This window comes from Microbispora corallina (assembly GCF_016863035.1).
In the GTDB taxonomy this organism is placed as follows: Bacteria; Actinomycetota; Actinomycetes; order Streptosporangiales; family Streptosporangiaceae; genus Microbispora; species Microbispora corallina.
Genome location: NZ_BOOC01000046.1, coordinates 18,860 through 44,441 on the forward strand (window position 1 = coordinate 18,860; position 25,582 = coordinate 44,441).

Sequence of the window (25,582 nt, forward strand, 5' to 3'; positions counted from 1 at the left end):
CGGCCCCGGCCTGATCACGGTAGAGTTGCCCGCCGAACACGTGTTCGGCGGTCCCGGTGCCGCTGGGCGGGCGGACCAGGGAGGCGCCGTGCGGTTGCCCGAGCTGCGGGTGCTGGGGGTCGACCCCGGGCTGACGCGATGCGGGCTCGGCGTCGTGGAGGGCCGCCCCGGCGCGCCGCTGCGGCTCGTGGCGGTGGGCGTGGTGCGCACCCCGGCGGGCGACGACATCGGCTCCCGCCTCGTGGCGGTCGAGGCGGAGATCGAGCGCTGGCTCGACGAAGTCCGGCCAGACGCCGTGGCGGTCGAGCGGGTCTTCGCCCAGCACAACGTCCGCACGGTCATGGGGACGGCCCAGGCGTCCGCGGTGGCGATCGTCTGCGCCGCGCGACGGGGGCTGCCGGTCGCCCTGCACACGCCGAGCGAGGTCAAGGCCGCCATCACGGGGAACGGCAACGCCGACAAGAAGCAGGTCGGCACGATGGTCACCCGGCTGCTGCGGCTCGACGCGATGCCCAGGCCCGCCGACGCGGCCGACGCGCTCGCCCTGGCCATCTGCCACGTGTGGCGCGGCGGCGTCCAGAACCGGCTCGCCGAGGCGCTCGCCCGGGCCCGGCGTCCCGGACCCGCGCCGGGAGGCCCTTTGGCGGACGAGGGCTCTGGTAGGACTGTGGCCAGGCGTCCGCCTGGGGGAGGGAGTGCTCGGTGATCGCATCCGTGGCGGGGCAGGTGACGGCCGTCGGGCCCGACAGCGCCGTGGTCGAGGTGGGCGGCGTCGGCGTGCTCGTCCACTGCGCACCCGGCACGCTCGCCACCCTCCGCGTGGGCGAGCCCGCCCGGCTCGCGACCTCCCTCGTCGTCCGCGAGGAGTCCCTCACCCTGTACGGCTTCGCCGCCGACGACGAGCGGGCCGTCTTCGAGCTGCTGCAGACCGCCAGCGGGGTCGGGCCGCGCCTCGCGCTCGCGATGCTGGCGGTGCACACGCCCAACGCGCTGCGGGTCGCGGTGGCGAGCGCCGACATCAGGGCGCTGACCATGGTCCCCGGCATCGGCCAGAAGGGCGCGCAGCGCATCGTGCTGGAGCTCAAGGACAAGCTCGGCACTCCCGGCCACGCCGTCGACGCCGCCCTGAACGGCGCGGCGGCCCGTCCCGCCTGGCGGGACCAGGTGCACTCCGGCCTGGTCGGCCTCGGCTACTCGGCCAGGGACGCCGACGAGGCCGTGGCGGCCGTCGCCCCCGAGGCCGACGCCGAGACGGCGGCCGGGCGGGCGCCCGAGGTCGCCGCGCTGCTGAAGTCCGCCCTCCGCGCCCTGAGCGTCCGGTGAGCGGGGCCCGGGCGATGAAACGTTCAACGGACCGGGGAGGTGCGGCGTGAGCCTCGACCGGGACCTGGTGGCGCCGGAGCCCGAGGGCGACGAGCACGCCATCGAGGCGGCGCTGCGGCCGAGGCGCCTGGAGGAGTTCATCGGGCAGGGACGCGTGCGCGAGCAGCTGTCCCTCGTGCTGGAGAGCGCGGTGCGCCGCAACCGGCCGCCCGACCACGTGCTGATGAGCGGCGGCCCCGGCCTGGGCAAGACGACCCTCGCCATGATCGTCGCGGCCGAGCTGGGCGCGCCGCTGCGGATGACCTCGGGGCCCGCCCTGGAGCGCGCCGGCGACCTCGCCGCGATCCTGTCGACGCTGACCGAGGGCGAGGTCCTGTTCATCGACGAGATCCACCGGATGGCCCGCCCCGCCGAGGAGATGCTCTACCTCGCGATGGAGGACTTCCGCGTGGACATCGTGGTCGGCAAGGGCCCCGGGGCGACCTCCATCCCCCTCGACATCTCCCCGTTCACCCTGGTGGGGGCGACGACGCGGGCGGGCCTGCTGCCTGCGCCGCTGCGCGACCGGTTCGGCTTCACCGCGCACATGGACTTCTACGAGGTCGCCGAGCTGGAGCAGGTGCTGTTCCGGTCGGCCAGGCTCATGGCGGTCGAGCTCCCGACGGACGGCGCGCACGAGATCGCCCGCCGCTCGCGCGGCACGCCCCGCATCGCCAACAGGCTGCTGCGGCGGGTGCGCGACTACGCCGAGGTCCGCGCGAGCGGCACGATCAGCCGCGAGGTGGCGGCCGCCGCGCTCAACCTGTACGAGGTCGACGCGGAGGGGCTCGACCGGCTCGACCGGGCCGTGCTCACCACGCTGCTGCGCAAGTTCGGCGGCGGGCCTGTGGGCCTGTCCACCCTGGCCGTCGCGGTGGGGGAGGAGCCCGAGACCGTGGAGGTGGTCGCCGAGCCGTTCCTGGTCCGGCAGGGCCTGCTCGCCCGCACGCCGCGGGGCCGGGTGGCCACCGCCGCCGCGTGGGCGCACCTCGGTCTGACTCCGCCTCCTGACGCCTTCGGATTCCCGGCCGTGTCGACGCTCTTCGACGACGCGTAGCGCCCTCAGCGGGCGACCGGGTATCGGCGGCAACGCGGAGAAACGGGACGGCGCAAGTCGTACATGCGTGTTGTCGGGACCAGCACTGATCACAGAACGATTGCGAACCGCACGAAATGGGAACTTTCCCGCGCGCCGGATCGTGGCCTCGTTGCCGGGCTTCCGGAGCCTCGCATACACTGCGTGGCTTGACTGGCCGCTTACGCCGACGCACACCGTCGCCGCGGCCGCGCATGGAAGCGCACACGACCTCCGGCTCCGGCCGGTTCATCACGTAACGGAAAGGGTGGCCCCCGTGGGTAACAACCCGCTTGGGACGTTCCTGCCACTGATCTTGCTGGTAGTGGTGTTCTATTTCCTCCTGATCCGTCCGCAGCGCAAGCGGCAGCAGGAGCAGGCCCAGATGCAGAACTCCCTGGCCCCGGGGGCGCGGGTCATGACCACCACGGGCCTGTTCGGCACCGTGGTCGGGCTGGAGGACGACGACGTCCTGCTCGAGGTGGCCCCGGGTGTCCAGACGCGCTGGGTGAAGGGGGCGATCGGCCGCGTGCTGACGCCCGTGGACGACGTCCCCGGGCCGGCCGACGACACGATCACCGACGGTCCCGTCGTGGACAGGCCCGACACGGGGGACGGAGACGATACGAGCACCAAGCAGTCCTGAGTAGGCTGATCACACATCCTTTGACGAAAGAACTGACCTCCAGTGGCCCCACCGACCAGTAGCCAGAGCAGGCCGGGACGCACGCTCCTGCTGCTCCTCGCGCTCATCCTCGCCATGGGCGCGACGATCGCCCTGCAGAAGGCGTTCGTCCCCAAGTTCGGCCTCGACCTCGCGGGCGGCACCACGGTGACGCTCTCGCCGGTCACCACGACTGGCAAGGCTCCGCCGTCGGAGAGCATCGACCGCGCCATCACCATCATCCGCGCGCGCGTCAACGGGCAGGGACTCTCGGACGCCGAGGTCGCCCGGGCCAACGACAACATCGTGATCTCGATCCCGGGTGTCGGCCAGCAGGAGGCTCTCAAGCTCGTCTCCACCACGGCCGAGCTGCGCATGCGCCAGGTCCTCGCGGCGGCCTCCGCGAAGGAGCAGCCCGCGCAGATGCCGACGGCCGCCCCGACTCCGAGCGGCTCGGCGAGCCCGGGCGCGGCCGCGAGCGCCGGGGCGAGCGCCACGCCGAACGCCGGCGCGACGCCGGCCGGCCGGGCGCTGTCCTCGGCCCTCACCGCGCCGACGCCCTCGCCGACCGCGCGGCACGCGAACGCCGCGACGGGGCAGCACGCGAACGGCGCGACGGGCCGCAAGCACGGCGCCAGGGGCGCGGGGGCCAAGGCCAGCCCGACGCCCACGCCGAGCGCCTCCCCGTCGGCCGCCCCGAGCGCGCAGGCGAGCGACGACCCGCTGGCCGGGCAGGACACGAGCGGGATCGAGCCGGCGCTGCTGGACCAGTTCCGCAAGATCGACTGCACCGCGAAGAACCGCGGCCAGGGCGCGCAGGACGACCCGAGCAAGCAGATCGTCGCGTGCAGCGACGACGGCACGGTCCGGTACATCCTCGACAAGGCCGCCGTCCAGGGCACCGAGATCAGCGGGGCCCAGGCGGGCACCGACCCGACCACCGGCGAGTGGATCGTCCAGGTCAATTTCAAGTCGAAGGGCGCCTCGCAGTTCGCCGACATCACCCGGCGGATCACGAGCCTCCCGGCGCCGCGCAACCAGCTCGCCAACGTGCTCGACGGCGTCGTCGTCGTCGCGCCGACGATCGAGGAGGCCATCCCGGGCGGCAGCGCCCGGATCTCCGGCAACTTCAACCAGACGAGCGCGACCGAGCTGGCCGACCAGCTCAAGTACGGCTCCCTGCCGCTGAAGTTCCGGCAGAGCGAGGTCACTTCGGTCTCCTCGACGCTCGGCCAGGACCAGCTGCGCGGCGGCCTCATCTCCGGCGCGTTCGGCCTGCTGATCGTCGTGATCTACCTGCTGCTCTACTACCGCGGCCTCGGCCTGATCGGCGTGGCGAGCCTCATCGTGGCGACCGTCGTCACGTACTCGATCGTGACGATCCTCAGCCACAACGCCGGGTTCCGGCTCTCGCTGCCGCACATCATCGGCCTGGTGGTCTCGATCGGCATCACCGCCGACTCGTTCATCGTCTACTTCGAACGCATCCGCGACGAGATCAAGGAGGGCCGCCGGACGCTCCGGTCGGCCGTCGAGGTCGCCTGGCGGCGGGCGCGGCGGACGATCCTGGTGGCCGACGCCGTCATGTTCATCGCGGCCATCGTGCTGTTCTTCCTCGCGGTCGGCGGCGTGGCCGGCTTCGCGTTCGCGATGGGCCTGACGACGCTCATCGACATCCTGGTGGTCTTCCTCTTCACCAAGCCGCTCATGGCGGTGGCGGCGCGGATGAGGTTCTTCGCCAAGGGCCACAAGCTGTCCGGACTCGACGCGGAGCGCATGGGCCGTACGAGCCCCGCCGAGCAGACCATGCAGGAGGCGTGATGGCGGGCGTGATCAGCCGCCTCTACCGCGGCGACATCGACATCGACTTCGTCGGCAAGCGCAAGATCTGGTACGGCCTGTCGGCCGCGCTGCTGCTGCTGTCGATCGTCGGCCTGATCGTCAACGGGCTCAACCTGGGTGTGGAGTTCCGGGGCGGGTCGGTCTTCGACTTCCCCCGCACGACGGGCTCCAGCGTCGAGCAGATCCGCGACACGGTCGGCGCGGCCGGCCCGCACCAGATCATCGTGCAGCAGGCCGGCCAGAACAGCTGGCGGGTCACCACCGAGAGCCTCGACGGCGCCGAGGTGACCAAGGTCCAGCAGGCCGTGGCCGAGCGGTTCGGCATGCCGGACAAGGAGGTCAGCTCCCAGGTCATCGGCGCGACCTGGGGCGGCGAGGTCTCCCAGAAGGCGTGGATCGGCCTCGCGGTCTTCATGATCGCGATCATGCTGTACCTGTCGGTGGCGTTCGAGTGGCGGATGGCCCTGGCGGCCATCGTGGCCCTCCTCCACGACCTCGTGATCACGGCCGGCATCTACGCCTGGTCGCGGTTCGAGGTCACCCCGGCCACCATGCTGGGCTTCCTCACCATCCTCGGATACTCGCTGTACGACGCGGTCGTCGTGTTCGACATGATCAAGGAGGTCACCTCCAAGCTCGGCACGAGCGCGAAGATGACCTACACCCAGGCCGCCAACAACGCGCTCAGCCACACGCTGATCCGGTCGCTGAACACCTCGCTCGTCGCGATCCTGCCGGTGGCGGCGATCCTGTTCGTCGGCACCACGCTGCTCGGCGCGGGCACGCTGAAGGACCTGTCGCTGGCCCTGTTCGTCGGCATGATCGTCGGCACGTACTCGTCCCTGTGCGTGGCGACGCCGATCCTGGTGACACTCAAGGAGCGCGAGCCGCAGTGGCAGGCCCTGGCCCGCCGCGTGGCGGCCAGGCAGACCTCCGCGGCCAAGGCCGCGGCCCGCGACGCGAAGGAGGCCGTGCCCGCCGGATCGCAGAACGGCGCGGTCCCCGGCTCCGACAAGCGCAAGAAGCGCTAGAGGCGCCACGGCACACCGAGAGCGCCTCCGCGGCCCGACTGGGCGGCGGGGGCGCTCTCGGCGCTCCACGGGCGCGTGCGCGGCCGCGGAAAGGCTCTAAGGTGGGCGTCGTGACCGACTGGACCACGCTCATCAGGGACGTCCCCGACTATCCGAAGCCGGGGATCCTCTTCAAGGACATCACGCCGCTGCTGGCCGACCACGCGGCCTTCACCCAGGTCGTCGACGAACTGGCGGACGGCCTGGCGTTCGACAAGGTCGTAGGCATCGAGGCGCGGGGCTTCATCCTCGCGGCCCCGGTCGCCTACCAGAGCGGCGCGGGCTTCGTGCCGGTCCGCAAGAAGGGCAAACTGCCCGCCGCGACGTTGGCGGAGTCCTATGATCTGGAGTACGGCTCCGCGACGATCGAGGTGCACGCCGACGCGTTCGCGCCCGGCGACCGGGTCCTCATCGTGGACGACGTCCTCGCCACGGGCGGCACCGCCCAGGCGGCCGTGGAGCTGGTCAGGAGGGCGGGCGCGCAGGTGGTCGCGGCGTCGTTCCTGATGGAGCTGTCCTTCCTCGCCGGCCGGGACCGCCTTCCCGGGGTGGACGTCCGCGTCCTCGTCAGCGTCTGAGCGGGCGCGGAGCGGGGCGGGCGGCGGGGAGCGCTGTGGCAGCACGGATACACTGAGGAATCTGGACTCGACGTGAGGAGTCTGTGTGCCCCGTGATGTGGTCGTGCCCGACAGCGCGCGGGCTGATCGCGGAATCGTCTCCCGCGACGCCCCCGAGCCCGTCGACGTGCCCGCGGACGCGGAGCACGAGGAAGCGGCCGTCGCGGAGGACCGACCGGCGCCGGCCACACGACGTAGGCTCGCCCGGTTCGGGGGGCAGTGGGGTGCTATGAATCCGGTGCTGGAGCCGCTCTTCAAGACGGTGCGGGCGACCCATCCCAAGGCGGACCTGCGCCTGATCGAGCGTGCGTACGACGTCGCCGCCTACCACCACCGGGACCAGAAGCGGAAGAGCGGCGACCCGTACATCACCCACCCCCTGGCCGTGGCGACGATCCTGGCCGAGCTGGGCACCGACGACGAGACGCTGTGCGCGGCGCTGCTGCACGACACCGTGGAGGACACGGCCTACAGCCTCGACGAGTTACGGGCCGACTTCGGCGACAACATCGCGCTGCTCGTCGACGGCGTCACCAAGCTCGACAAGGTGAAGTTCGGCGACGCGGCGCAGGCCGAGACCGTGCGCAAGATGGTCGTCGCGATGTCGCGCGACATCCGCGTGCTGGTCATCAAGCTCGCCGACCGCCTCCACAACATGCGCACGATGCGCTACATGCCGGAGCATAAGCGCCAGCAGAAGTCCCGCGAGACGCTGGAGATCTTCGCGCCGCTGGCCCACCGCCTGGGCATGAACACCATCAAGTGGGAGCTGGAGGACCTCGCGTTCGCCATGCTCTACCCGAAGCGATACGACGAGATCGCCCGGATGGTGTCGGAGCGCGCGCCCCGGCGTGACCTGTTCCTCCACGAGGTGATCGAGAAGGTCTCGGCCGACCTGCGCGAGGCCAAGATCAAGGCGACCGTGCGCGGCCGGCCCAAGCACTACTACTCCATCTACCAGAAGATGATCGCCAAGGGTGTCGCCTTCGACGACATCTACGACCTGGTGGGCATCCGCGTCCTGGTCGACACGGTCCGCGACTGCTACGCCGCGCTCGGAACGATCCACGCGCAGTGGAAGCCGGTGCCGGGCCGGTTCAAGGACTACATCGCCATGCCGAAGTTCAACATGTACCAGTCGCTGCACACGACGGTCATGGGTCCCGAGGGCAAGGCGATCGAGCTGCAGATCCGCACCCGCGCCATGCACAACCGCGCGGAGTACGGCGTCGCCGCCCACTGGAAGTACAAGGAGGAGATGAACGGCGCCGGGGCGGGCAAGGTCAAGCAGGTCAACGACATGGCCTGGCTGCGGCAGCTGCTCGACTGGCAGAAGGAGACCTCCGATCCCGGGGAGTTCCTGGAGTCGCTGCGCTTCGACCTGTCGGTGTCGGAGGTGTTCGTCTTCACCCCGCGCGGCCAGGTCATCGCGCTGCCCGAGGGCGCGACGCCGGTCGACTTCGCCTACGCCGTGCACACCGAGGTGGGCCACCGGTGCATCGGCGCCCGCGTGAACGGCCGTCTCGTCCCGCTGGAGAGCCGCCTCGGCAACGGCGACACGGTGGAGATCTTCACCTCCAAGTCGCCGGACGCCGGCCCCTCGCGCGACTGGCTGAAGTTCGTCAAGAGCGGCCGCGCCCGCAACAAGATCCGGCAGTGGTTCACCAAGGAGCGGCGCGAGACCGCGATCGAGGCCGGCAAGGAGGCCATCGGGCGGGCGATGCGCAAGCAGGGCCTGCCGCTCCAGCGGCTGATGTCCGGCGAGGCGCTGCTGGCCCTCGCCCGCGACCTGCGCTACCCCGACGTCTCCGCGCTGTACGCCGCGGTGGGCGAGGGGCACGTCGCGGCCCAGTCCGTCGTGGACAAGCTCGTGCAGAGCCTGGGCGGCGTCGAGGGCGCCGAGGAGGACATCGCCGAGGCCCAGGTCCCGACGCGGCTCAAGGGCCGTCTGAGGGCCAACTCGAACGCCGGCGTGATCGTGGCGGGCGACCCGGACGTGTGGGTCCGGCTGTCGCGATGTTGCACGCCGGTCCCGGGGGACGAGATCGTGGGGTTCGTCACGCGCGGTCACGGGGTGTCGGTCCACCGCACCAACTGCCCCAACGTCGAGCAGCTCAGCACGCAGGCCGACCGGCTGGTGCAGGTGTCGTGGTCGCCGGGCGACGACTCGGTCTTCCTCGTCGCCATCCAGGTGGAGGCGCTCGACCGGCCCCGGCTGCTGTCGGACGTCACGCGGACCCTGTCCGACCAACACGTGAACATCCTGTCCGCCTCGGTCGCCACGACCAGGGACAGGGTGGCGGTCAGCAAGTTCACCTTCGAGATGGGCGACCCCAAGCACCTGGGCCACGTCCTCAAGGCCGTGCGCAACGTGCAGGGCGTCTACGACGTCTACCGCGTGACCAGCTGAACCGGCCGCCTCTGCCGTCCGAGGCGCGACCGCACGCCGACGCCGTCGCCGTCACGGGCCGCCGGTCGTGACCTTGCAGAACCCCGCCTCTGCAAGATCACGTCACTGGTCCCAGGGGGTCAGGAGAACTCGGCGAGCGTGCGCTCGGCCTCCTCCAGCCACGAGCGGCGGGCGGCCAGGGCCTCCTCCGCCTCCTTGACGTCCTTGTCGCGGCCCGCCGTACGGGCCTTCGACAGGCGGCCCTCCAGCTGGTCGATCGACCGGCGCAGCTGGTTGACCGTGTCCTGGGCGCGCGCCCGGGCCTCGGGGTTGGAGCGCTTCCACTCGCTGTCCTCGGCCCGCCGGACGGCGTCCTCGACCTTGCGCAGGCCGCCCTCCAGCCGGTCGCGCAGGTCGCGCGGCACCGGTCCGGCCGCCTCCCAGCGCTCCAGCAGCGTCCGCATGGCGCTCCTGGCCGCCCGGGCGTCGGTCACCGGCAGCAGCTTCTCCGCCTCGGCGAGCAGCGCCTCCTTGACCTCGGCGTTGGCCGCGAACGACGCGTCCCGCTCGGCGAACACGGCCGACCGGGCCTGGAAGAACTCGTCCTGCGCGCCCTTGAACCGGGCCCACAGCTCGTCCTCGGCCTCGCGCGAGGCCCGTCCCGCGGCCTTCCACTGGCGCATGAGCTCGCGGTAGGCCGCGGCCGTGGCGTTCCAGTCGGTCGAGCCGGCCAGCGCCTCCGCCTCGACCACGATGCGCTCCTTGGCGCTCCTGACCGCGTCGCGCTGCTCGTCCAGCGAGGAGAAGTACGCCTTGCGCCGCTTGGCGAACGCCGTGCGCGCCGTGGACAGCCTCTTCCACAGCGTGGCCTCGGTGGCGCGGTCGATGCGCTCGGCCGCCTTCCACTCCTCGACCAGCTGGCGCAGCCGCTCCCCGCCGGACTTCCAGTGGGTGGTCTCCTCGGCGATGCGCTCCGCCTCGGCGACGATGCGCTCCTTCGTCTCGCGGGCGTGCACGCGGGCCTGGTCGCGCGCGGCCCGCACCTCCTCGCGCCGCTTGCCCACGAAGTCGCTCAGCGCCGCGAGCCGCTCCTGCAGGGAGCCGAGGTCGCCGATGGCGTGGGCCTCGGCGACCGCCTCCCTCAGCTTCGCGATGCTCGCCTCGGCCTGCGCGGGCGCCAGGTCCGTCCCGCGCACCCGCTGCTCGAGGAGCTGGACCTGCCCGGCCAGCTCGTCGAACTTGCGGCGGAAGTAGGCCAGCGCCTCCTCCGGCTCACCGGCCTGCCAGGACCCGACGGCCCGTTCTCCCTCAGCCGTACGCACGTAGACGGTGCCGTCCTCGTCTACCCGGCCCCACGGGTCGGTGGTCACCGTGTCCTCCCGCACTTGAATCAGCCTCCAGGGCCCGAAATGCCCTTGGTTGTATTACGTCAGCTCTTGCTGGTGATTGTCACGTCTTTGATGATGACCGGCTGCTTCGGCGCGCCCGTCCCGTCACCGGCGGGACCGGCGATGACGCCCTTCTTGGCGACCTTGTCCAGAATCTCAAGCCCCTTGGTCACGGTACCGAAGGGGGTGTAGTCCGGGGTCAGCCCGGTGTCCCCGAACACGATGAAGAACTGGCTGCCGTTCGTGTTGGGCCCGCTGTTGGCCATCGCGATGACGCCGCGGGTGTACTTGGCGCCCGTCAGGTTCTCGTTCGCGAACCGGTAGCCGGGGCCGCCCTGGCCGTCGGTCGGGTTCTTGCCGTCGGCCTTGGCCAGCGGGTCGCCGCACTGCAGGATCGGGAAGCTCGTGCCCATCCGGTGGCAGTGGGTGTCGTCGAAGTAGTCCTTCGAGGCGAGGAACTTGAACGAGTTGACCGTGCACGGCGCCTTCGACGAGTCGAGCGTCGCCACGATGTCGCCCAGGTTCGTCTTGATGGTCATGGTCGCCGGGGCGGTGCTGACCTTGGCCGGCGGCATGCCCACGTCCTTGACCTGGCCGCTGCCCTTGTCGGCGACGTACCCGCAGGTGCCCGTCGAGGGGTCGTACGGCTTGGGATCGGCGGCGGCCGCCGCGCTCGCGCTCGGCGCCGGCGAGGCCGCGGAGGCCGTGGTGGCGGAGTCCTTGCGTCCCAGCAGGGTCGTGGCGGCGACGACCGCGCCGATCACGACCACGACCGCGACGCTGGTGCCGATGACCGCGTTGCGCCTGGTCTTCTTCTGGCGCTCGACGCGTGCCTGCATCTGCCTCCGGTAGTGCTCCCGGGCCAGCTGCTTCTGACGGTCCTTGCCGGTGACCACTTCGACCTCCCGACTGCGTGTGTTTCCCATGATCGCGCGCTCGGATCTCGATCTCGCCGGAGCGTGCCGCCGCGCCGGGCGGGCGCTCGGCGAAGGACTGCTCGTTCTATAGCATCCGGCTCGACTACTCCAAGAATGACTATTGAGGTGGGCGAATCGTATCGGCAGACGGGTATTGGTTCGCAGCCCGCCGACCCGCACCGGTACCCTTCGGTTACATTCGCTCGCGTAATCCTTGATACATCCTCACGAGACGCAGAGGCCGCTTCGTGCTCGTCGCCGGGTTTCCCGCAGGGTCGTTCCAGACCAACTGCTATGTCGCCGCTCCCGCCCCAGGCGAGGAGTGCGTCGTCGTCGACCCAGGTCAGGACGCGGTCGCAGGCCTCGACGAGCTGCTGCGCGAGCACCGTCTGAAGCCCGTCGCCGTGCTGCTCACCCACGGCCACATCGACCACGTCTGGTCGGTCGTCCCCGTCTGCGGCGCGCGCGACGTGCCCGCGTGGATCCACCCCGACGACCGCGATCTGCTGTCCGATCCGGCGAAGGGGTTCTCCGCGGAGACGAAGCAGCTGTTCGGGGGGCTGGAGTTCACCGAGCCGGACGACGTCAGGGAGCTGTCCGACGGCGCGACCATGAGCCTGGCCGGCCTGGAGATCACCGTGGACCACACTCCCGGCCATACCAGGGGGTCGGTGACGTTCAGGACGCCGTACGAGGACACCCAGATCCTGTTCTCGGGCGACCTGCTGTTCGCCGGCTCCATCGGCCGCACCGACCTTCCGGGCGGGGACTACCCCACCATCCTGGGCAGCCTCGCCAGGACGATGACGCTGCCGGACGACACGACGGTCCTGCCCGGTCACGGACCACAGACGACAATCGGCCGCGAGCGCGCGACCAACCCCTACGTCAGGGAGGCCGCGCCGCACGAGGGCCCGAGCAGGGGAATCTAATGACGTTTCAGGCGCCCAAGGGCACCTTCGACTGGATGCCGCCGCGTTCGGAGTGGGCGCTCGCCGTGCGCGACGGCCTGTCCGCGCCGGCGCGCCGCGCGGGCTACGGCTACATCGAGACCCCCGCGTTCGAGGACACGGGGCTGTTCTCCCGCGGCGTCGGCGAGTCGACCGACATCGTGACCAAGGAGATGTACACGTTCCAGAGCCGGGGCGGCCAGTCGCTCACGCTGCGCCCCGAGGGGACGGCCAGCGTGGTGCGGGCCGTCCTTGAGCACGGCCTGTACGGCGGCCCGCTGCCCATCAAGCTCTGGTACTCCGGCAGCTACTTCCGCTACGAGCGGGCCCAGGCCGGCCGCTACCGCCACTTCTCCCAGGTGGGGGCCGAGGCGCTGGGCGCGGAGGATCCGGCGCTCGACGCCGAGTTGATCGTGCTGGCCGCCGACGGCTACCGCGGGCTCGGCCTGCGCGGGGTGCGGCTGCTGATCAACTCGCTCGGCTGCAAGGAGTGCCGCCCCGCCTACCGGGCCGCGCTGCAGGAGTTCCTGCGCGGCCTCGACCTCGACGAGCAGACCCGCCGCCGGGTGGAGATCAACCCCCTGCGGGTGCTGGACGACAAGCGCCCCGAGGTGCAGGCCCAGCTGACCGGGGCGCCGCTCGTGACCGACCACCTCTGCGGGGCCTGCAAGGCCTACCACGAGGAGGTCAGGGGGCTGCTCACCGCGGCCGACGTGGCCTACGCCGACGACCCCCGGCTGGTCCGCGGTCTCGACTACTACACCCGCACCACGTTCGAGTTCCTGCACGACGGGCTCGGCGCGCAGTCGGCGGTCGGCGGGGGAGGCCGGTACGACGGACTGAGTGAGATGATCGGCGGCCCGGCGCTGCCCAGCGTGGGGTGGGCGCTCGGCGTCGACCGTACCGTGCTGGCCATGGAGGCCGAGGGCCTGCTGGGCGAGCGCCCGCGGCACCTCGACGTGTTCGCCGTCCCGCTGGGGGAGGACGCCAGGCGGCGGATCTTCCCGCTGGTCGCGGAGCTGCGCCGGGCCGGCCTCGCGGTCGACATGGCGTTCGGCGGCCGGGGGGTCAAGGGCGCGATGAAGGCGGCCGACCGCAGTGGCGCCCGCTACGCCCTGATCCTCGGCGACCGGGACATCGAGGCGGGCGCCGTGCAAGTGAAGGACCTGACCACAGCCGACCAGACCGCGGTGCCGCTCGCGGAGGTCGTCGACGTTCTGAAGGGGAAAGTCTCGTGATCCGCACCCACGAAGCAGGGACGCTTCGTAAGGAGCATGCCGGCCGGCAGGTGACGCTGGCCGGATGGGTGGCGCGCCGCCGCGACCACGGCGGCGTCGTGTTCATCGACCTGCGCGACGCCTCCGGCTCGGCCCAGGTGGTCTTCCGCGAGGAGGACCACGCCCACGACCTGCGCTCGGAGTACTGCGTCAAGGTGACGGGCGAGGTCCGCCTGCGCCCCTCGGGCAACGAGAACGCCGATCTGCCCACGGGCGAGATCGAGGTCGTCGCCTCCGAGGTGGAGGTGCTGAGCGAGTCGGCCCCGCTGCCGTTCCCGATCGAGGGCGGCGCGGGCGTCTCGGAGGAGGCGCGGCTGAAGTACCGCTACCTCGACATCCGCCGCCAGCAGATCGCGAACGCCCTGCGGGTGCGCTCCCAGGCGACGTACCTGGCCAACGAGGTCATGCGGGAGCGCGGCTTCGTCTACGTCGAGACGCCCAACCTGACGCGGTCCACACCCGAGGGCGCCCGCGACTTCCTGGTGCCGGTGCGGCTCCAGCCGGGCAACTGGTACGCCCTGCCGCAGTCGCCGCAGCTGTTCAAGCAGCTGCTCATGGTCTCCGGCCTGGAGCGCTACTACCAGCTCGCCCGGTGCTTCCGCGACGAGGACCTGCGGGCCGACCGGCAGCCGGAGTTCACCCAGATCGACATCGAGATGTCGTTCGTCGACCAGGACGACGTGATCGAGCTGGGCGAGGCGCTCGTCGGGCGGATCTGGCGGGAGACCGTCGGCTACGAGCTGCCGGCGCCGCTGCCCCGCATGACGTACGCCGAGGCCATGGCCCGGTACGGCTCCGACAAGCCGGACCTGCGGTTCGGGATCGAGCTGACCGAGCTGACCGACTACTTCGCCGGCACCTCCTTCCGCGTCTTCCAGGCGCCGTACGTGGGCGCCGTCGTCATGCCGGGGGGCGCCTCCCAGACCCGCAAGGAGCTGGACGCCTGGCAGGAGTGGGCCAAGTCCCGTGGCGCCCGCGGCCTGGCCTACGTGCTGGTCCAGGAGGACGGGACTCTCGGCGGCCCGGTCGCCAAGAACCTGTCGGAGACCGAGCTCTCCGGTCTCGCCGCCAAGACGGGCGCCCAGCCGGGCGACGCCGTGTTCTTCGCGGCCGGCGCCCGGTCGGCCAGCCGCGAGCTGCTCGGCGCGGCCCGCCTGGAGATCGGCCGCCGCTGCGACCTCATCGACGAGTCGCAGTGGTCGTTCCTGTGGGTCGTCGACGCCCCCATGTTCGAGGAGGACGGCGAGGGCGGCTGGACGGCCGTGCACCACCCGTTCACCTCGCCGAAGCCCGAATGGGCCGACAACTTCCAGGACCACCCGGGCGAGGCCCTCGCGTACGCCTACGACATGGTCTGCAACGGCATGGAGATCGGCGGCGGCTCCATTCGAATCCACCGGGCCGAGATGCAGCAGCGTGTGTTCGACGTGCTCGGCATCTCCAAGGAGGAGGCGGAGAGCAAGTTCGGCTTCCTGCTGGAGGCGTTCAAGTACGGCCCGCCGCCGCACGGGGGCATCGCCTACGGCTGGGACCGCATCTGCATGCTCCTGGCGGGCGGCGAGTCGATCCGGGACGTCATCGCCTTCCCGAAGACCGCGTCCGGCTACGACCCGCTCACCGGCGCTCCCACGCCCATCTCGGTGGACCAGCGCAAGGAGGCCGGGGTGGACGCCAAGCCCAAGGCGGAGGCGCAGGCCCAGGCGCCGGCCGAGAGCTGACAGAACGCGACGGCCGCCGCCCCCTCACCGGGGGCGGCGGCCGTGGCGTTCGCGGTGGCCTCCGTCGCTAGGAGACCGTGACGTCCCTGATCCTCACCTTGATCTTCGGGGCGTTGGAGCCGCCGTCGTCGCTGGTGATGTCGACGCCGTCCTTGGCGGTGTTCACGCCGCCCTTGACGATCTTGTCGACGATGTCCATGCCCTTCTTCACCATGCCGAAGGGCGTGTACGCCTGCGGGAGCTGGGCGTTCTCGTCGGTGTACGAGATCGCGAACTGGCTGCCGTTGGAGTTGGACGCGTCACCCGGCTGCGCCATGAAGACCACGCCCCGCGTGTACTGCGGGCCCAGGTTCTCGTCGTTGAACAGGTAACCCGGGCCGCCGGTGCCGTCCGTCGGGTTCTCCCCGTCGCCCTTGGCCTGGGGGTCGCCGCACTGCAGGAGGCCGAGGCCGTTCGTCTCCACCGTGGTGAGGCGGTGGCACACGGTGTTGTCGAAGAAGTTCTTCCTCGCCAGGAACGCGAACGAGTTCACCGTGCAGGGCGCGTCGCCGGTGGCCAGCTCGATCACGATGTCGCCGAGGTTGGTTTTGATCGTCATCGTGCTCGCCTTGATGACGGCCGCGCTCAGCCTCTTCGGCGGATAGCCGACGAACTTCGCCGGGCTCCCCGTGTCGTCCTTGCGGTACTCGCAGGTCAGCTTGCGCAGGTCCGCGGGCTTGGCCGTCGGAGTCGACGGGGCCAGCGTCGACGGCACCGCCGAAGGGCCGGCGGACGACGGCGAGGCCGACGCGGTGGCCGCGGCGTTGGTGGTGTCCGGGCCGCCACTGCAGGCCGCGAGGCCGCCCGCCAGTGCGAGGACACCGAGCCCCAGTCCGAGGTGGAAGCCCCGGGAACCGAGGGGGGTCGTGCGCCTGGCCGTGCTCCGGTACGGAGCCGGCTGCTTCTGCCGATCAGTGTCGGTCACCGCTATGCCTTCCCTTTTTCCCTTGTTTACGACTGCTGCGTCACTCTATCCGTGATCCTCGTTGGGTTCGTGTAAAGCAGGCGCCCCACGGGTATCACCAGTGGTTCAGTCGCTCATCTTGTTCTCAGATCTTCCTGGGAACCTCCTGGCGATCGAATCCGTATCAGGGTGAGGCGCCGGGGGCACCCTCGCGCGCTCGCCCGGCCCCCGTACTCAGGAGCGATGCAGATGTTCGACCGCGTCTTCGGCCTCCCCGCACATGCCTTGATCGTCCACGCCGCCGTGGCGTTCGCGCCGCTGCTGGCGCTGCTGGCGATCGCGTACGCGGTGCTGCCCAGGTTCCGGCACAAGCTGGACTGGGCGCTGGTGCTGTGCGCGCTGGCCGCGCCGGTCTCCGTGTTCGCCGCCAAGGAGAGCGGCGAGGCGCTGGAGCACCGGATGTTCCAGGGGAACACCCCGGAGGCGGTGGAGTTCCACTCCTCGTTCGCGGACTTCCTGCTGCCGCTGACCGCCGTGCTGGCCGTCGCCTCCCTCGTGCTGGTCGTCCTCACCCGCGCCCGGCGCGGCCCCGAGGGCGCCTCAGGTCCCGCGCCCCGCGCGCTGACGGTCGTGGTCTCGGCCGTCTCCGTGGTCCTCGCCGTGGCCGTCGCGTACTACGCCGTACGGGCCGGGCACAGCGGCGCGACGGCGGTGTGGGGTGGCCAGGGGTAGTGTCGGCGATGTGGAGAGCCTGTTCGACTCGGCGGCCGAGGAGGCCCATAGAAGCCAGGAGCCGCTCGCGGTGCGCATGCGCCCGCGGTCGCTCGACGAGGTGATCGGCCAGCGGCACCTGCTCGGACCGGGCACCCCGCTGCGCCGCCTGGTGGAGAGCGACGCCCCCATGTCGCTGTTCCTGTGGGGGCCGCCGGGCACGGGCAAGACCACGCTCGCCTACGTGGTGTCCAACGCGACCCGCCGCCGGTTCGTCGAGGTCTCGGCCGTGTCCGCGGGCGTCAAGGACGTGCGGGCCGCGATCGACCAGGCCCGCCGCGAGCTCGGCATGACCGGCAGGCAGACCGTGCTGTTCGTCGACGAGGTCCACCGGTTCAACAAGGCCCAGCAGGATGCCCTGCTGCCGGCCGTGGAGAACCGGTGGGTGACGTTCATCGGCGCGACCACGGAGAACCCGTTCTTCTCGGTCATCTCGCCCCTGCTGTCGCGGTCGCTGCTGCTGACGCTGGAGTCGCTGAGCGAGGACGACGTGCGGGCCGTGCTGGAGCGCGCCGTGGCCGACCCCCGCGGCCTCGACGGACGCGTCGCCGTGCGGCCCGACGCCCTCGACCAGCTCGTACGGCTGGCCGGCGGCGACGCCCGGCGCTCGCTGACCTACCTGGAGGCCGCCGCGCTGCTGGCCGGCGAGGTGACGGTCGAGGTGGTGGAGAAGGCGGTCGACAAGGCCGCGGTGCGCTACGACCGGCAGGGCGACCAGCACTACGACGTGATCAGCGCGTTCATCAAGAGCATGCGCGGCTCCGACGCCGACGCGGCGCTGCACTACCTGGCCCGCATGGTCGAGGCGGGGGAGGACCCCCGGTTCATCGCCCGCCGGATCGTGATCTTCGCGTCGGAGGACGTGGGCATGGCCGACCCCACGTGCCTGCAGGTCGCTGTGGCGGCGGCCCAGGCCGTGGAGTTCATCGGGCTGCCCGAGGGGCGGATCAACCTGGCCCAGGCCGTGATCCACTGCGCGCTCGCGCCGAAGTCCAACGCGGTGGTGAAGGCCATCGGGGCGGCCTCCGACGACGTGCGGCGGGGGATGGTCGGCCGGATCCCCGGCCACCTGCGCGACGCCCACTACCCGGGGGCGAAGAAGCTCGGCCACGGCACGGGATACCAGTACCCGCACGACTTCGAGCACGGGCTCGTCCGGCAGGACTACGCGCCCGAGGAGGTGCGCGACCGGCGCTACTACGAGCCCACCGCGCACGGCGCCGAGGCGCGGTACGGCGAGCGGTGGGCCCGGATCAGGGACTTCCTCAGGGGCGGCTGAGCCCGTTTTTCCCGATCGGGCGGGGCGCCGGGGCGTGTGGTGCGGATCGGCGGGCAGGGCGTTCGCGGTAAGGTCTTGCCATTCCAGCTCCGGTGATCTAGGGAGAACGGCACATGCTTACCGCGGGAGAGCTCGCGGGCCTGGTCGTCGCCATTTTCTGGGCGATCCTGGTCTGCTTCATGGCCGTCGTGCTGGTCAGGCTGGCCCGGCTGCTCACCGAGACCACGAAGTCGGTGGCCGAGCTGAGCGACCGGCTGGCGCCGCTGCTCGACGACATGAGCCAGACGGTCTCGGAGGCCAACCGGCGGCTGGTGGCGGTCGAGGCCGTCACCGAGAACGTCCGCGAGGTGAGCGGCAACATGGTGAAGATCACCGCGGTCGTCTCCGCGCTGGTCGCCGGACCCATGATCAAGATCTCGGCGCTGGGACACGGCCTGCGGGTCGCGATGGCCCGGCGCGAGCGGCGCGGCCCGGGCCGCTGGGCGCGCGCCGTGCGGACCGCCGAGCGGCCCTCCCGGGCTCCCCGCGGGGGCGGCCGGGCCGCCGCCGGAGGGCGCCCGGCCGAGCGCGTGCCCGAGCGGCGGGCGATCGGGCGGGGGCGCGGATGATCCGGCGCCTGTTCTACATGGGCCTGGGCGCGTACCTCGGGGTCTGGGCCATGCGTAAGCTTCAGTCATTGCGGCCCGACCACGTGGCCCGTCGAGCGGCCGACCAGATCATGGACTTCGCCGACGACGTCCGCCGCATATCGGCGAGCAGGGAAACCGAGTTGCGCGCCGGGCTCGGGATCGACAGCGTTGATGGCACAGCCACCGGCAAGAACAGAATCTACGACGTAAAGGATGGCCGCTGAGATGGAGTCGGCAGAGATCGCGCGCCGCTTCCTGCGCTTCTTCGAGGAGCGCGGGCACACAGTCGTGCCCTCGGCCAGCCTGGTCGCCGAGGACCCCACGCTCCTGCTCGTGAACGCGGGCATGGTCCCGTTCAAGCCCTACTTCCTGGCGCAGCAGACGCCGCCGTTCCGGCGGGCGTCGAGCGCGCAGAAGGTCGTGCGCACGCTCGACATCGACGAGGTCGGCAAGACGACCCGGCACGCCAGCTTCTTCCAGATGCTCGGCAACTTCTCCTTCGGCGACTACTTCAAGGAGCAGGCCATCCCCTTCGCGTGGGAGCTGCTCACGAAGCCGGAGTCCGAGGGCGGTTTCGGGTTCCCGGAGGAGCGGCTCTGGGCGACCGTGTACCTGGACGACGACGAGGCGCAGGACATCTGGCACCGCAAGGTCGGGCTGCCGCTCGACCGGATCCAGCGCCGCGACCTCGCCGACAACTACTGGCACATGGGCGTCCCCGGCCCGGGCGGCCCGTGCTCGGAGATCTACTACGACCGCGGCCCCGACTACGGACGCGAGGGCGGCCCGGTCGCCGACGAGAACCGCTACCTCGAGGTGTGGAACCTCGTCTTCATGCAGTTCCAGCTCAGCAAGGTCCGCAGCAAGATCGACTTCGACGTCGCGGGCGAGCTGCCGGCCAAGAACATCGACACCGGCATGGGCCTGGAGCGCATGGCGGCGATCCTGCAGGGCGTCGACAACATCTACGAGATCGACACCACCTACAAGATCCTCGACACGGCGGCCACGCTCACCCGGTCCCGGTACGGCCGCGACAAGCGCGCCGACGTCTCGCTGCGGGTGATCGCCGACCACATGCGCGCGGGCGTGATGCTCGTGGGCGACGGCGTGCTGCCGTCCAACGAGGGCCGCGGCTACGTGCTGCGCCGCATGCTCCGCCGGGCGATCCGCAACCTCCGCCTGCTCGGCGCGGGCGAGGAGCGGTACATGCACGAGCTGACCGCCGTGACGATCGACGTGATGGGCGAGCAGTACCCCGAGCTCAGGGCCGACGCGGCCAACATCCACACCGTCATCGACGCGGAGGAGGCGTCCTTCATCGGCACGCTCCGCACCGGCACCGCGATCTTCGACGCGGCGGTGGAGGAGACCAAGCGCAAGGGCACGCCCGTCCTCGCGGGCGACCAGGCCTTCCAGCTCCACGACACGTACGGCTTCCCGATCGACCTCACCCTCGAGATGGCGGCCGAGCAGGGCCTCCAGGTCGACGAGGAGGGCTTCCGCCGGCTCATGAAGGAGCAGCGGGACCGCGCCAAGGCCGACGCGGCGGCGAAGAAGACCGGCAACGCCGACATCTCGGTCTTCACCGGCATCCTGGAGAAGGCGGGGAAGGTCGACTTCCTCGGCTACGACCACACGACGTCCGAGGCGACCGTCATCGGCCTGCTCGTCGACGGCGGGTCCGTGCCCGCGGTCGGGGCGGGCGGGACCGTCGAGGTCGTGCTCGACCGCACGCCGTTCTACGCGGAGGGCGGCGGCCAGCTGTCCGACCAGGGCGTGATCCGCACCGACGGCGCCGAGATCGAGATCGTCGACGTGCAGTCGCCGGTGGCCGGGCTCGTCGTGCACCGGGGCAAGGTCCGCACGGGCGAGGTCCGCGTGGGCGACCAGGCGCACGCCGAGATCGACCTGGAGCGCCGTCGCGCGATCTCCCGCAGCCACACCGCGACCCACCTCGTGCACCGCGGCTTCCGCAACGCGCTCGGGGAGTCGGCGGCGCAGGCGGGCTCGGAGAACTCGCCGGGCCGCTTCCGCTTCGACTTCACCGCGGCCGGCGCGGTCTCGCCGTCCGTCCTGCGGGACGTCGAGGACGAGGTCAACGCCGTCCTGATCAACGACCTCCAGGTCAACGCGTTCTACACGAGCCAGGCCGAGGCCCGCGCGATGGGCGCGCTCGCCCTGTTCGGTGAGAAGTACGGCAACGAGGTGCGCGTCGTCGAGGTCGGCGACTACTCCCGCGAGCTGTGCGGCGGCACCCACGTCGCCAGCTCCGGGCAGCTCGGGCTGGTCAAGGTCCTCGGCGAGGCGTCGATCGGCGCCGGCGTCCGCCGGGTCGAGGCGCTCGTCGGGCTCGACGCGTTCCGCTTCCTCGCCCGCGAGAGCGTCCTGGTCGCGCAGCTCAGCGAGCAGCTCAAGACCCGCCGCGAGGAGCTGCCCGAGCGGATCGAGGGCATCGTGAGCCGTCTGCGCACCGCGGAGAAGGAGCTGGACCGGCTCCGCTCGGCCCAGGTGCTCGCGGTGGCGGGCGAGCTGGCCGCGCAGGCCCGCGACGTGCACGGCGTGTCCGTCGTGACGCACCGCGCGCCTGATGGAACCTCGCCCGACGACCTGCGTAAGCTCGCTCTCGATGTGCGCGGGCGGTTCCCGAGCGACCGCGCCGCGGTCGTCGTCGTGTCCGGTGTGCCCTCTGATCGGCCGGTCGTCGTCGCCGCGGTCAACGAGGCGGGACGCGAACGGGGCCTGAAGGCCGGACAGCTCGTCGGCGTCGCCGCCAGGACTCTTGGGGGTGGCGGTGGCGGCAAGGACGACGTGGCGCAGGGCGGCGGAAGCAGGCCCGAGGCGATCGGCGACGCGCTGCGCGCGGTCGAGGAGACGATCTCCTCGTCCCTGGGCTGACGGCCGGGGAACGCGTGGGGACGGCGCCATGAGGCACGGCGTCAGGCTCGGCGTCGACGTCGGCTCCGTACGGATCGGGGTGGCCCGCAGCGACCCGTCGGGCCTGCTGGCCACGCCCGTCGAGACCGTACGGCGGGGCCGCGGCGATCTGGCCAGGATCGCCGCCATCGCCGCAGAGCACGAGGCCGTCGAGATCGTCGTCGGCTTGCCGACCTCGTTGTCGGGAAGGGAGAGCCACGCCGCCGAGGCCGCCCGCGCGTTCGCCGGGCGGCTCGCGGCGCGGGTCGCCCCCACGCCGGTGCGGCTCGTCGACGAGCGGCTCACCACCGTCACCGCCCAGCAGGGCCTGCGCACCAGCGGCGTGAAGGCCCGCAACCAGCGTGACGTGATAGACCAGGCGGCGGCCGTCGTGCTGCTCCAGGCCGCGCTCGACGGGGAGCGGGCCTCGGGACGCCCTCCGGGACACCCCCTCGAACCGCCGGGCGGACGGCCCGGCGAGGAAGCGAGTGGCGGGACCGCCAGGTGAGACGGGCACCGGTCCTCGTGGCCGGCGGGGCGGTGCTCGCGGCGGCGGTCGCCTTCGGAGCCCACTCGGTGGTGCGGCAGCCCCCCCGAGGCGCCGACTACACGGGCGCCGGGACGGGCAGCGTCGTGGTGGACATCACCCCCGGGGCCAGCGCCGGGCAGATCGGCGAGACCCTGCACCGGGCGGGCGTCGTGGCCAGCGCCCAGTCGTTCGTCCAGGAGGTCGTCGTCCGGTCGAAGGAGGGCGCGCTGCGGCCGGGCCGCTACCGCCTCCGGCGCCGGATGGCCGCCTCCGCCGCGCTCGACCTCCTGACGTCCCCCCGCTCCCGGGTGATCCGCACGGTGACCGTGCCCGAGGGTTTGCGGACCTCCGAGGTGCTCGAACGGCTGGCGTCCGCCACCGGCATCCCGCTCAGGGACTTCACCCGGGCGGCGGCGAAGCCCGACGACCTCAGGCTGCCGCCGTACGCGCAGGGCGGTGTGGAGGGGTTCCTCTTCCCGGCGACGTACGACTTCGACGAGGGGACGACGGCGCGGTCGCTGCTGCGGCGCATGGTGGCCCGCTTCCGCCTCGCCGCCGACAAGGTGGGGCTGGAGCGCCGGGCCGGCGGCCTGCGCCTGAGCCCCCGCGACGCGGTGACGGTCGCCAGCATCGTGCAGGCCGAGGGCGGCACCGAGGCCGACTACCCGAAGGTGGCCAGGGTGGTCTACAACCGGCTGGCCCGGGGCGCGAAGCTGGAGATGGACAGCACGGTCAACTACGCCCTGCGGCGTCACACGCTCAAGGTGTCCGAGCAGGACACCAAGATCGATTCGCCCTACAATACGTACGCCCGCGCCGGGCTGCCCCCGGGACCCATAGGCAATCCAGGGGAGAGCGCCCTTCTTGCTACGCTTCATCCCGCTTCAGGTGATTGGTACTGGTTCGTCACGACTGATCCTCGTCGTAAAATCACCAAATTCACTGACAATGAGGCGGAGTTCCGGAAATATCGGGAGGAGCTGAACAGGTACCTCGGGACGAACTAGGGCAGGTCCGGCGGATCTCGTCGCGGTCACCGCGGCGGTCAGGAGGTCCACGGCGCGCCCTGGGTGGCCTCCTGCGACCTCGCCGCGCCGGGGCGCGCCAGAGCCGGCGCGCCCCCGGAGGGGTGATCCGGGAGACAGGATCCTCACGTTCTCGACCCCCCTCGGTTTGGCGCACTCGCTTGACGTGAGGCCGCTCGTACCGGGAGATTGGCCAGCGCACTATGAACGATCTGGACATGGACTTCCTGCTCGGCGCGGAGGACGACGACGGTCCCCCTCGCCGGCGGCAGGCTGGCAGCCGCAGCCAGCAGCGGCGCAGCCGCAGGCGGCGTAAGCGCCAGCGCCGCAAGGGCTTCGCCGCCACCCTCTTCGCCATTGTGATCATCGTCGGCGTGCTGGGCGGGGCCGGTTACTTCGGCTTCACCTGGGTGCGCGGCGTGGTGATCCCCAAGGACTTCACCGGCCCGGGGACGGGGGAGGTTGTCGTCGAGATCAAGGACGGCGCCACCGCCACCGACGTGGCCCAGATGCTGGAAGAGCAGGGCGTGGTGGCCAGCGCGCGGGCGTTCGTGAACGCCATCGGCGCGGCCGGCAAGAGCAACTCCCTGCAGCCCGGCGAGTACACGCTCCGCAAGGCCATGTCGGCGGAGGCCGCCGTCGCCCTGCTCGACCCGAAGAACCGGGTGCTCAACCGGCTGACCATCCGTGAGGGCCTGCGCCTCAGCAAGATCTTCACCGAGTTGTCGACGGCCACCGGCAAGCCCGTCGACGACTTCCGCAAGGCCGCCCGCGCCGACATCGGCCTCCCCGGGTACGCCAAGGGACGGCTGGAGGGCTTCGCCTTCCCCGCGACGTACGAGGTCAACCCCAAGTTCAGCGCCGAGCAGATCCTCACGGCGATGGTCGACCGGTTCAACCAGACCGCCGAGCACATCGACCTGGAGGGCCAGGCCAAGCAACTCGGCTTCACCCCGCGGCAGGTCATCACGATCGCCAGCATCGTGCAGGCCGAGTCCGGCAGCGTCCAGGACATGCCGAAGATCGCGCGCGTCATCTACAACCGGCTCACCCGCAACCCGCAGATGAAGCTGGAGATGGACAGCACGCTGATGTACGGCCTCAACAAGTACGGCATCGCGGCGTCCAACGCCGACCTGCAGAGCACCTCGCCGTACAACACCTACAAGCGCCCCGGGCTGCCGCCGGGGCCGATCTCCAACCCCGGCGACCACGCCATCGAGGCGGCGCTGCACCCGGCGGACGGCAACTGGCTCTACTTCGTCACCACCGACCCGGCGCGGGGCATCACGAAGTTCACCGACAAGGAGTCGGAGTTCTGGAAGCTGCGCGACGAGTTCAACAGGAACCACGGATGACCGGACCGGCGCAGGGGGAGGGCCGGCGGGCCGCCGTCCTCGGCTCGCCGATCGCCCACTCGCTGTCCCCGGTCCTGCACCGCACGGCCCACGCGGCCCTCGGGCTCGGCGACTGGCGGTACGACGCCGTCGAGTGCGCCGAGGACGACCTGGCGGGGCTCCTCGCCACGATGGGCCCGGAGTGGGCCGGCCTGTCGCTGACGATGCCGCTCAAGCGCGCCGTGCTGCCGCTGCTCGACACGGTGTCCGACCTGGCCGTGGCCGTCGGCGGCGCCAACACCGTGGTGTTCCGCGACGGGGCGAGGCACGGGGAGAACACCGACGTGCACGGCATCGTGCAGACGCTGGCCGAGGCGGGCCTGCCGGCCCCCGCGGCCGCCACGGTCCTCGGCGGCGGCGCCACGGCCGCCTCCACCCTCGCCGCGCTGCGCGAGACCGGACTGGCCGAGGCGACCCTGGTCGTCCGCGACCCCGCCCGGGCCGGGGAGACCCTGCGGATCGCCGAACGACTCGGGGTGGCCCTCGCCGTGCGGACGTTCGACGACGCCGCGCTCGACGCCGCCCTCGCCGCGGACCTGGTGGTGTCCACGCTGCCCTCCGGCGCCGCGGACGCCCTGGCCCCCCGCGTCGCCGCCGCCCTGCCCGACAAGGGCGCGCTCTTCGATGTCGTCTACTCGCCCTGGCCGACCGCGTTGGCGAGAGCCGTACAGGCCCGGGGACGCACGGCGATCGGCGGCTTCCCGATGCTGCTCCACCAGGCCGCCGCACAGGTCACGCTCATGACCGGCCGTACGGACGTCCCCATCGAGGCCATGCGGGCGGCTGGCGAGGCCGAGATCGCCCGCCGCGCGCGGGCGTAGCCG

The 25,582-nt window shown here is 71.6% G+C and carries 23 protein-coding genes; 20 read left to right on the plus strand and 3 right to left on the minus strand.

Going from position 1 to position 25,582, the window contains the following annotated elements:
- Window positions 1–103 precede the first annotated feature (103 nt).
- The 8 genes from ruvC (at window position 104) to Mco01_RS33770 (ending at window position 9,040) form a co-directional block, all read left to right on the plus strand.
- Window positions 104–706 (plus strand): crossover junction endodeoxyribonuclease RuvC, encoded by a 603-nt coding sequence (gene ruvC, locus Mco01_RS33735; RefSeq protein WP_204060900.1) that lies wholly within the window; start codon window positions 104–106, stop codon window positions 704–706.
- On the plus strand, window positions 703–1,323 hold the full coding sequence (ruvA, locus tag Mco01_RS33740; protein WP_204060875.1) for a Holliday junction branch migration protein RuvA: 621 nt from the start codon (window positions 703–705) through the stop codon (window positions 1,321–1,323). The genes ruvC and ruvA overlap by 4 nt, the downstream gene beginning before the upstream one ends.
- Before the next feature lie 46 nt (window positions 1,324–1,369).
- Entirely contained in the window at window positions 1,370–2,419 is a 1,050-nt protein-coding gene (ruvB, locus tag Mco01_RS33745; protein WP_204060876.1) for a Holliday junction branch migration DNA helicase RuvB, read from the plus strand.
- A 295-nt stretch (window positions 2,420–2,714) separates the two neighbouring features.
- Complete coding sequence (yajC, locus tag Mco01_RS33750; protein WP_204060877.1) at window positions 2,715–3,083, plus strand: preprotein translocase subunit YajC; 369 nt, start codon at window positions 2,715–2,717, stop codon at window positions 3,081–3,083.
- 42 nt (window positions 3,084–3,125) lie between these two features.
- Window positions 3,126–4,922, plus strand: a complete 1,797-nt coding sequence (gene secD, locus Mco01_RS33755; RefSeq protein ID WP_307825723.1) for a protein translocase subunit SecD — start codon at window positions 3,126–3,128, stop codon at window positions 4,920–4,922.
- Complete coding sequence (secF, locus tag Mco01_RS33760) at window positions 4,922–5,974, plus strand: protein translocase subunit SecF (protein WP_204060878.1); 1,053 nt, start codon at window positions 4,922–4,924, stop codon at window positions 5,972–5,974. Before secD ends, secF begins: the two co-directional genes overlap by 1 nt.
- A 110-nt stretch (window positions 5,975–6,084) precedes the next feature.
- Complete coding sequence (locus tag Mco01_RS33765) at window positions 6,085–6,591, plus strand: adenine phosphoribosyltransferase (protein ID WP_084370371.1); 507 nt, start codon at window positions 6,085–6,087, stop codon at window positions 6,589–6,591.
- 268 nt (window positions 6,592–6,859) lie between these two features.
- Complete coding sequence (locus Mco01_RS33770) at window positions 6,860–9,040, plus strand: RelA/SpoT family protein (RefSeq protein WP_204060902.1); 2,181 nt, start codon at window positions 6,860–6,862, stop codon at window positions 9,038–9,040.
- Between the two features lie 119 nt (window positions 9,041–9,159).
- On the opposite strand, the gene Mco01_RS33775 is transcribed toward Mco01_RS33770, so the two are convergent.
- Together Mco01_RS33775 and Mco01_RS33780 are read right to left on the minus strand one after the other, a co-directional pair.
- On the minus strand, window positions 9,160–10,389 hold the full coding sequence (locus Mco01_RS33775) for a DUF349 domain-containing protein (protein WP_204060879.1): 1,230 nt from the start codon (window positions 10,387–10,389) through the stop codon (window positions 9,160–9,162).
- 59 nt (window positions 10,390–10,448) lie between these two features.
- Window positions 10,449–11,303: a peptidylprolyl isomerase gene (locus Mco01_RS33780; protein WP_239104113.1), complete on the minus strand. Its 855-nt coding sequence runs from the start codon at window positions 11,301–11,303 to the stop codon at window positions 10,449–10,451.
- Between the two features lie 269 nt (window positions 11,304–11,572).
- On the opposite strand from Mco01_RS33780, the gene Mco01_RS33785 reads away from it, so the two are divergent.
- The 3 genes from Mco01_RS33785 to aspS are packed head-to-tail and all read left to right on the plus strand — an operon-like array spanning window position 11,573 to window position 15,269.
- Entirely contained in the window at window positions 11,573–12,256 is a 684-nt protein-coding gene (locus tag Mco01_RS33785) for an MBL fold metallo-hydrolase (RefSeq protein ID WP_204060881.1), read from the plus strand.
- Complete coding sequence (hisS, locus tag Mco01_RS33790; RefSeq protein ID WP_204060882.1) at window positions 12,256–13,512, plus strand: histidine--tRNA ligase; 1,257 nt, start codon at window positions 12,256–12,258, stop codon at window positions 13,510–13,512. The genes Mco01_RS33785 and hisS overlap by 1 nt, the downstream gene beginning before the upstream one ends.
- Window positions 13,509–15,269, plus strand: a complete 1,761-nt coding sequence (gene aspS / locus Mco01_RS33795) for an aspartate--tRNA ligase (RefSeq protein ID WP_204060883.1) — start codon at window positions 13,509–13,511, stop codon at window positions 15,267–15,269. The genes hisS and aspS overlap by 4 nt, the downstream gene beginning before the upstream one ends.
- Window positions 15,270–15,336: 67 nt before the next feature.
- On the opposite strand, the gene Mco01_RS33800 is transcribed toward aspS, so the two are convergent.
- Entirely contained in the window at window positions 15,337–16,233 is an 897-nt protein-coding gene (locus Mco01_RS33800; protein ID WP_204060884.1) for a peptidylprolyl isomerase, read from the minus strand.
- A 222-nt stretch (window positions 16,234–16,455) separates the two neighbouring features.
- Here Mco01_RS33800 and Mco01_RS33805 point away from each other — a divergent pair, with 222 nt between their 5' ends.
- The 9 genes from Mco01_RS33805 to Mco01_RS33845 all read left to right on the plus strand — a co-directional run bounded on the left by Mco01_RS33805 (window position 16,456) and on the right by Mco01_RS33845 (window position 25,579).
- Window positions 16,456–16,944 carry a DUF2231 domain-containing protein gene (locus Mco01_RS33805; RefSeq protein WP_204060885.1) on the plus strand — a complete coding sequence of 163 codons (489 nt, stop codon included), beginning with the start codon at window positions 16,456–16,458 and terminating at the stop codon, window positions 16,942–16,944.
- 10 nt (window positions 16,945–16,954) lie between these two features.
- Window positions 16,955–18,262 (plus strand): replication-associated recombination protein A, encoded by a 1,308-nt coding sequence (locus Mco01_RS33810; protein WP_239104114.1) that lies wholly within the window; start codon window positions 16,955–16,957, stop codon window positions 18,260–18,262.
- Window positions 18,263–18,375: 113 nt separating this feature from the next.
- Window positions 18,376–18,870 (plus strand): DUF948 domain-containing protein, encoded by a 495-nt coding sequence (locus Mco01_RS33815; RefSeq protein WP_204060886.1) that lies wholly within the window; start codon window positions 18,376–18,378, stop codon window positions 18,868–18,870.
- Entirely contained in the window at window positions 18,867–19,115 is a 249-nt protein-coding gene (locus tag Mco01_RS33820; RefSeq protein WP_204060887.1) for a hypothetical protein, read from the plus strand. Before Mco01_RS33815 ends, Mco01_RS33820 begins: the two co-directional genes overlap by 4 nt.
- A gap of 1 nt (window position 19,116) precedes the next feature.
- Window positions 19,117–21,789, plus strand: coding sequence for an alanine--tRNA ligase (gene alaS / locus Mco01_RS33825; RefSeq protein WP_204060888.1), 2,673 nt, complete (start codon window positions 19,117–19,119; stop codon window positions 21,787–21,789).
- A gap of 28 nt (window positions 21,790–21,817) precedes the next feature.
- Window positions 21,818–22,315: a Holliday junction resolvase RuvX gene (ruvX, locus tag Mco01_RS33830; RefSeq protein WP_036333561.1), complete on the plus strand. Its 498-nt coding sequence runs from the start codon at window positions 21,818–21,820 to the stop codon at window positions 22,313–22,315.
- Window positions 22,312–23,343 carry an endolytic transglycosylase MltG gene (gene mltG, locus Mco01_RS33835; RefSeq protein WP_204060889.1) on the plus strand — a complete coding sequence of 344 codons (1,032 nt, stop codon included), beginning with the start codon at window positions 22,312–22,314 and terminating at the stop codon, window positions 23,341–23,343. Before ruvX ends, mltG (Mco01_RS33835) begins: the two co-directional genes overlap by 4 nt.
- 221 nt (window positions 23,344–23,564) lie before the next feature.
- A complete protein-coding gene (mltG, locus tag Mco01_RS33840) occupies window positions 23,565–24,719 on the plus strand; it encodes an endolytic transglycosylase MltG (protein WP_204060890.1) in 1,155 nt (384 codons plus the stop codon).
- Window positions 24,716–25,579 carry a shikimate dehydrogenase gene (locus Mco01_RS33845; RefSeq protein ID WP_204060891.1) on the plus strand — a complete coding sequence of 288 codons (864 nt, stop codon included), beginning with the start codon at window positions 24,716–24,718 and terminating at the stop codon, window positions 25,577–25,579. The genes mltG (Mco01_RS33840) and Mco01_RS33845 overlap by 4 nt, the downstream gene beginning before the upstream one ends.
- Window positions 25,580–25,582: the final 3 nt, after the last annotated feature.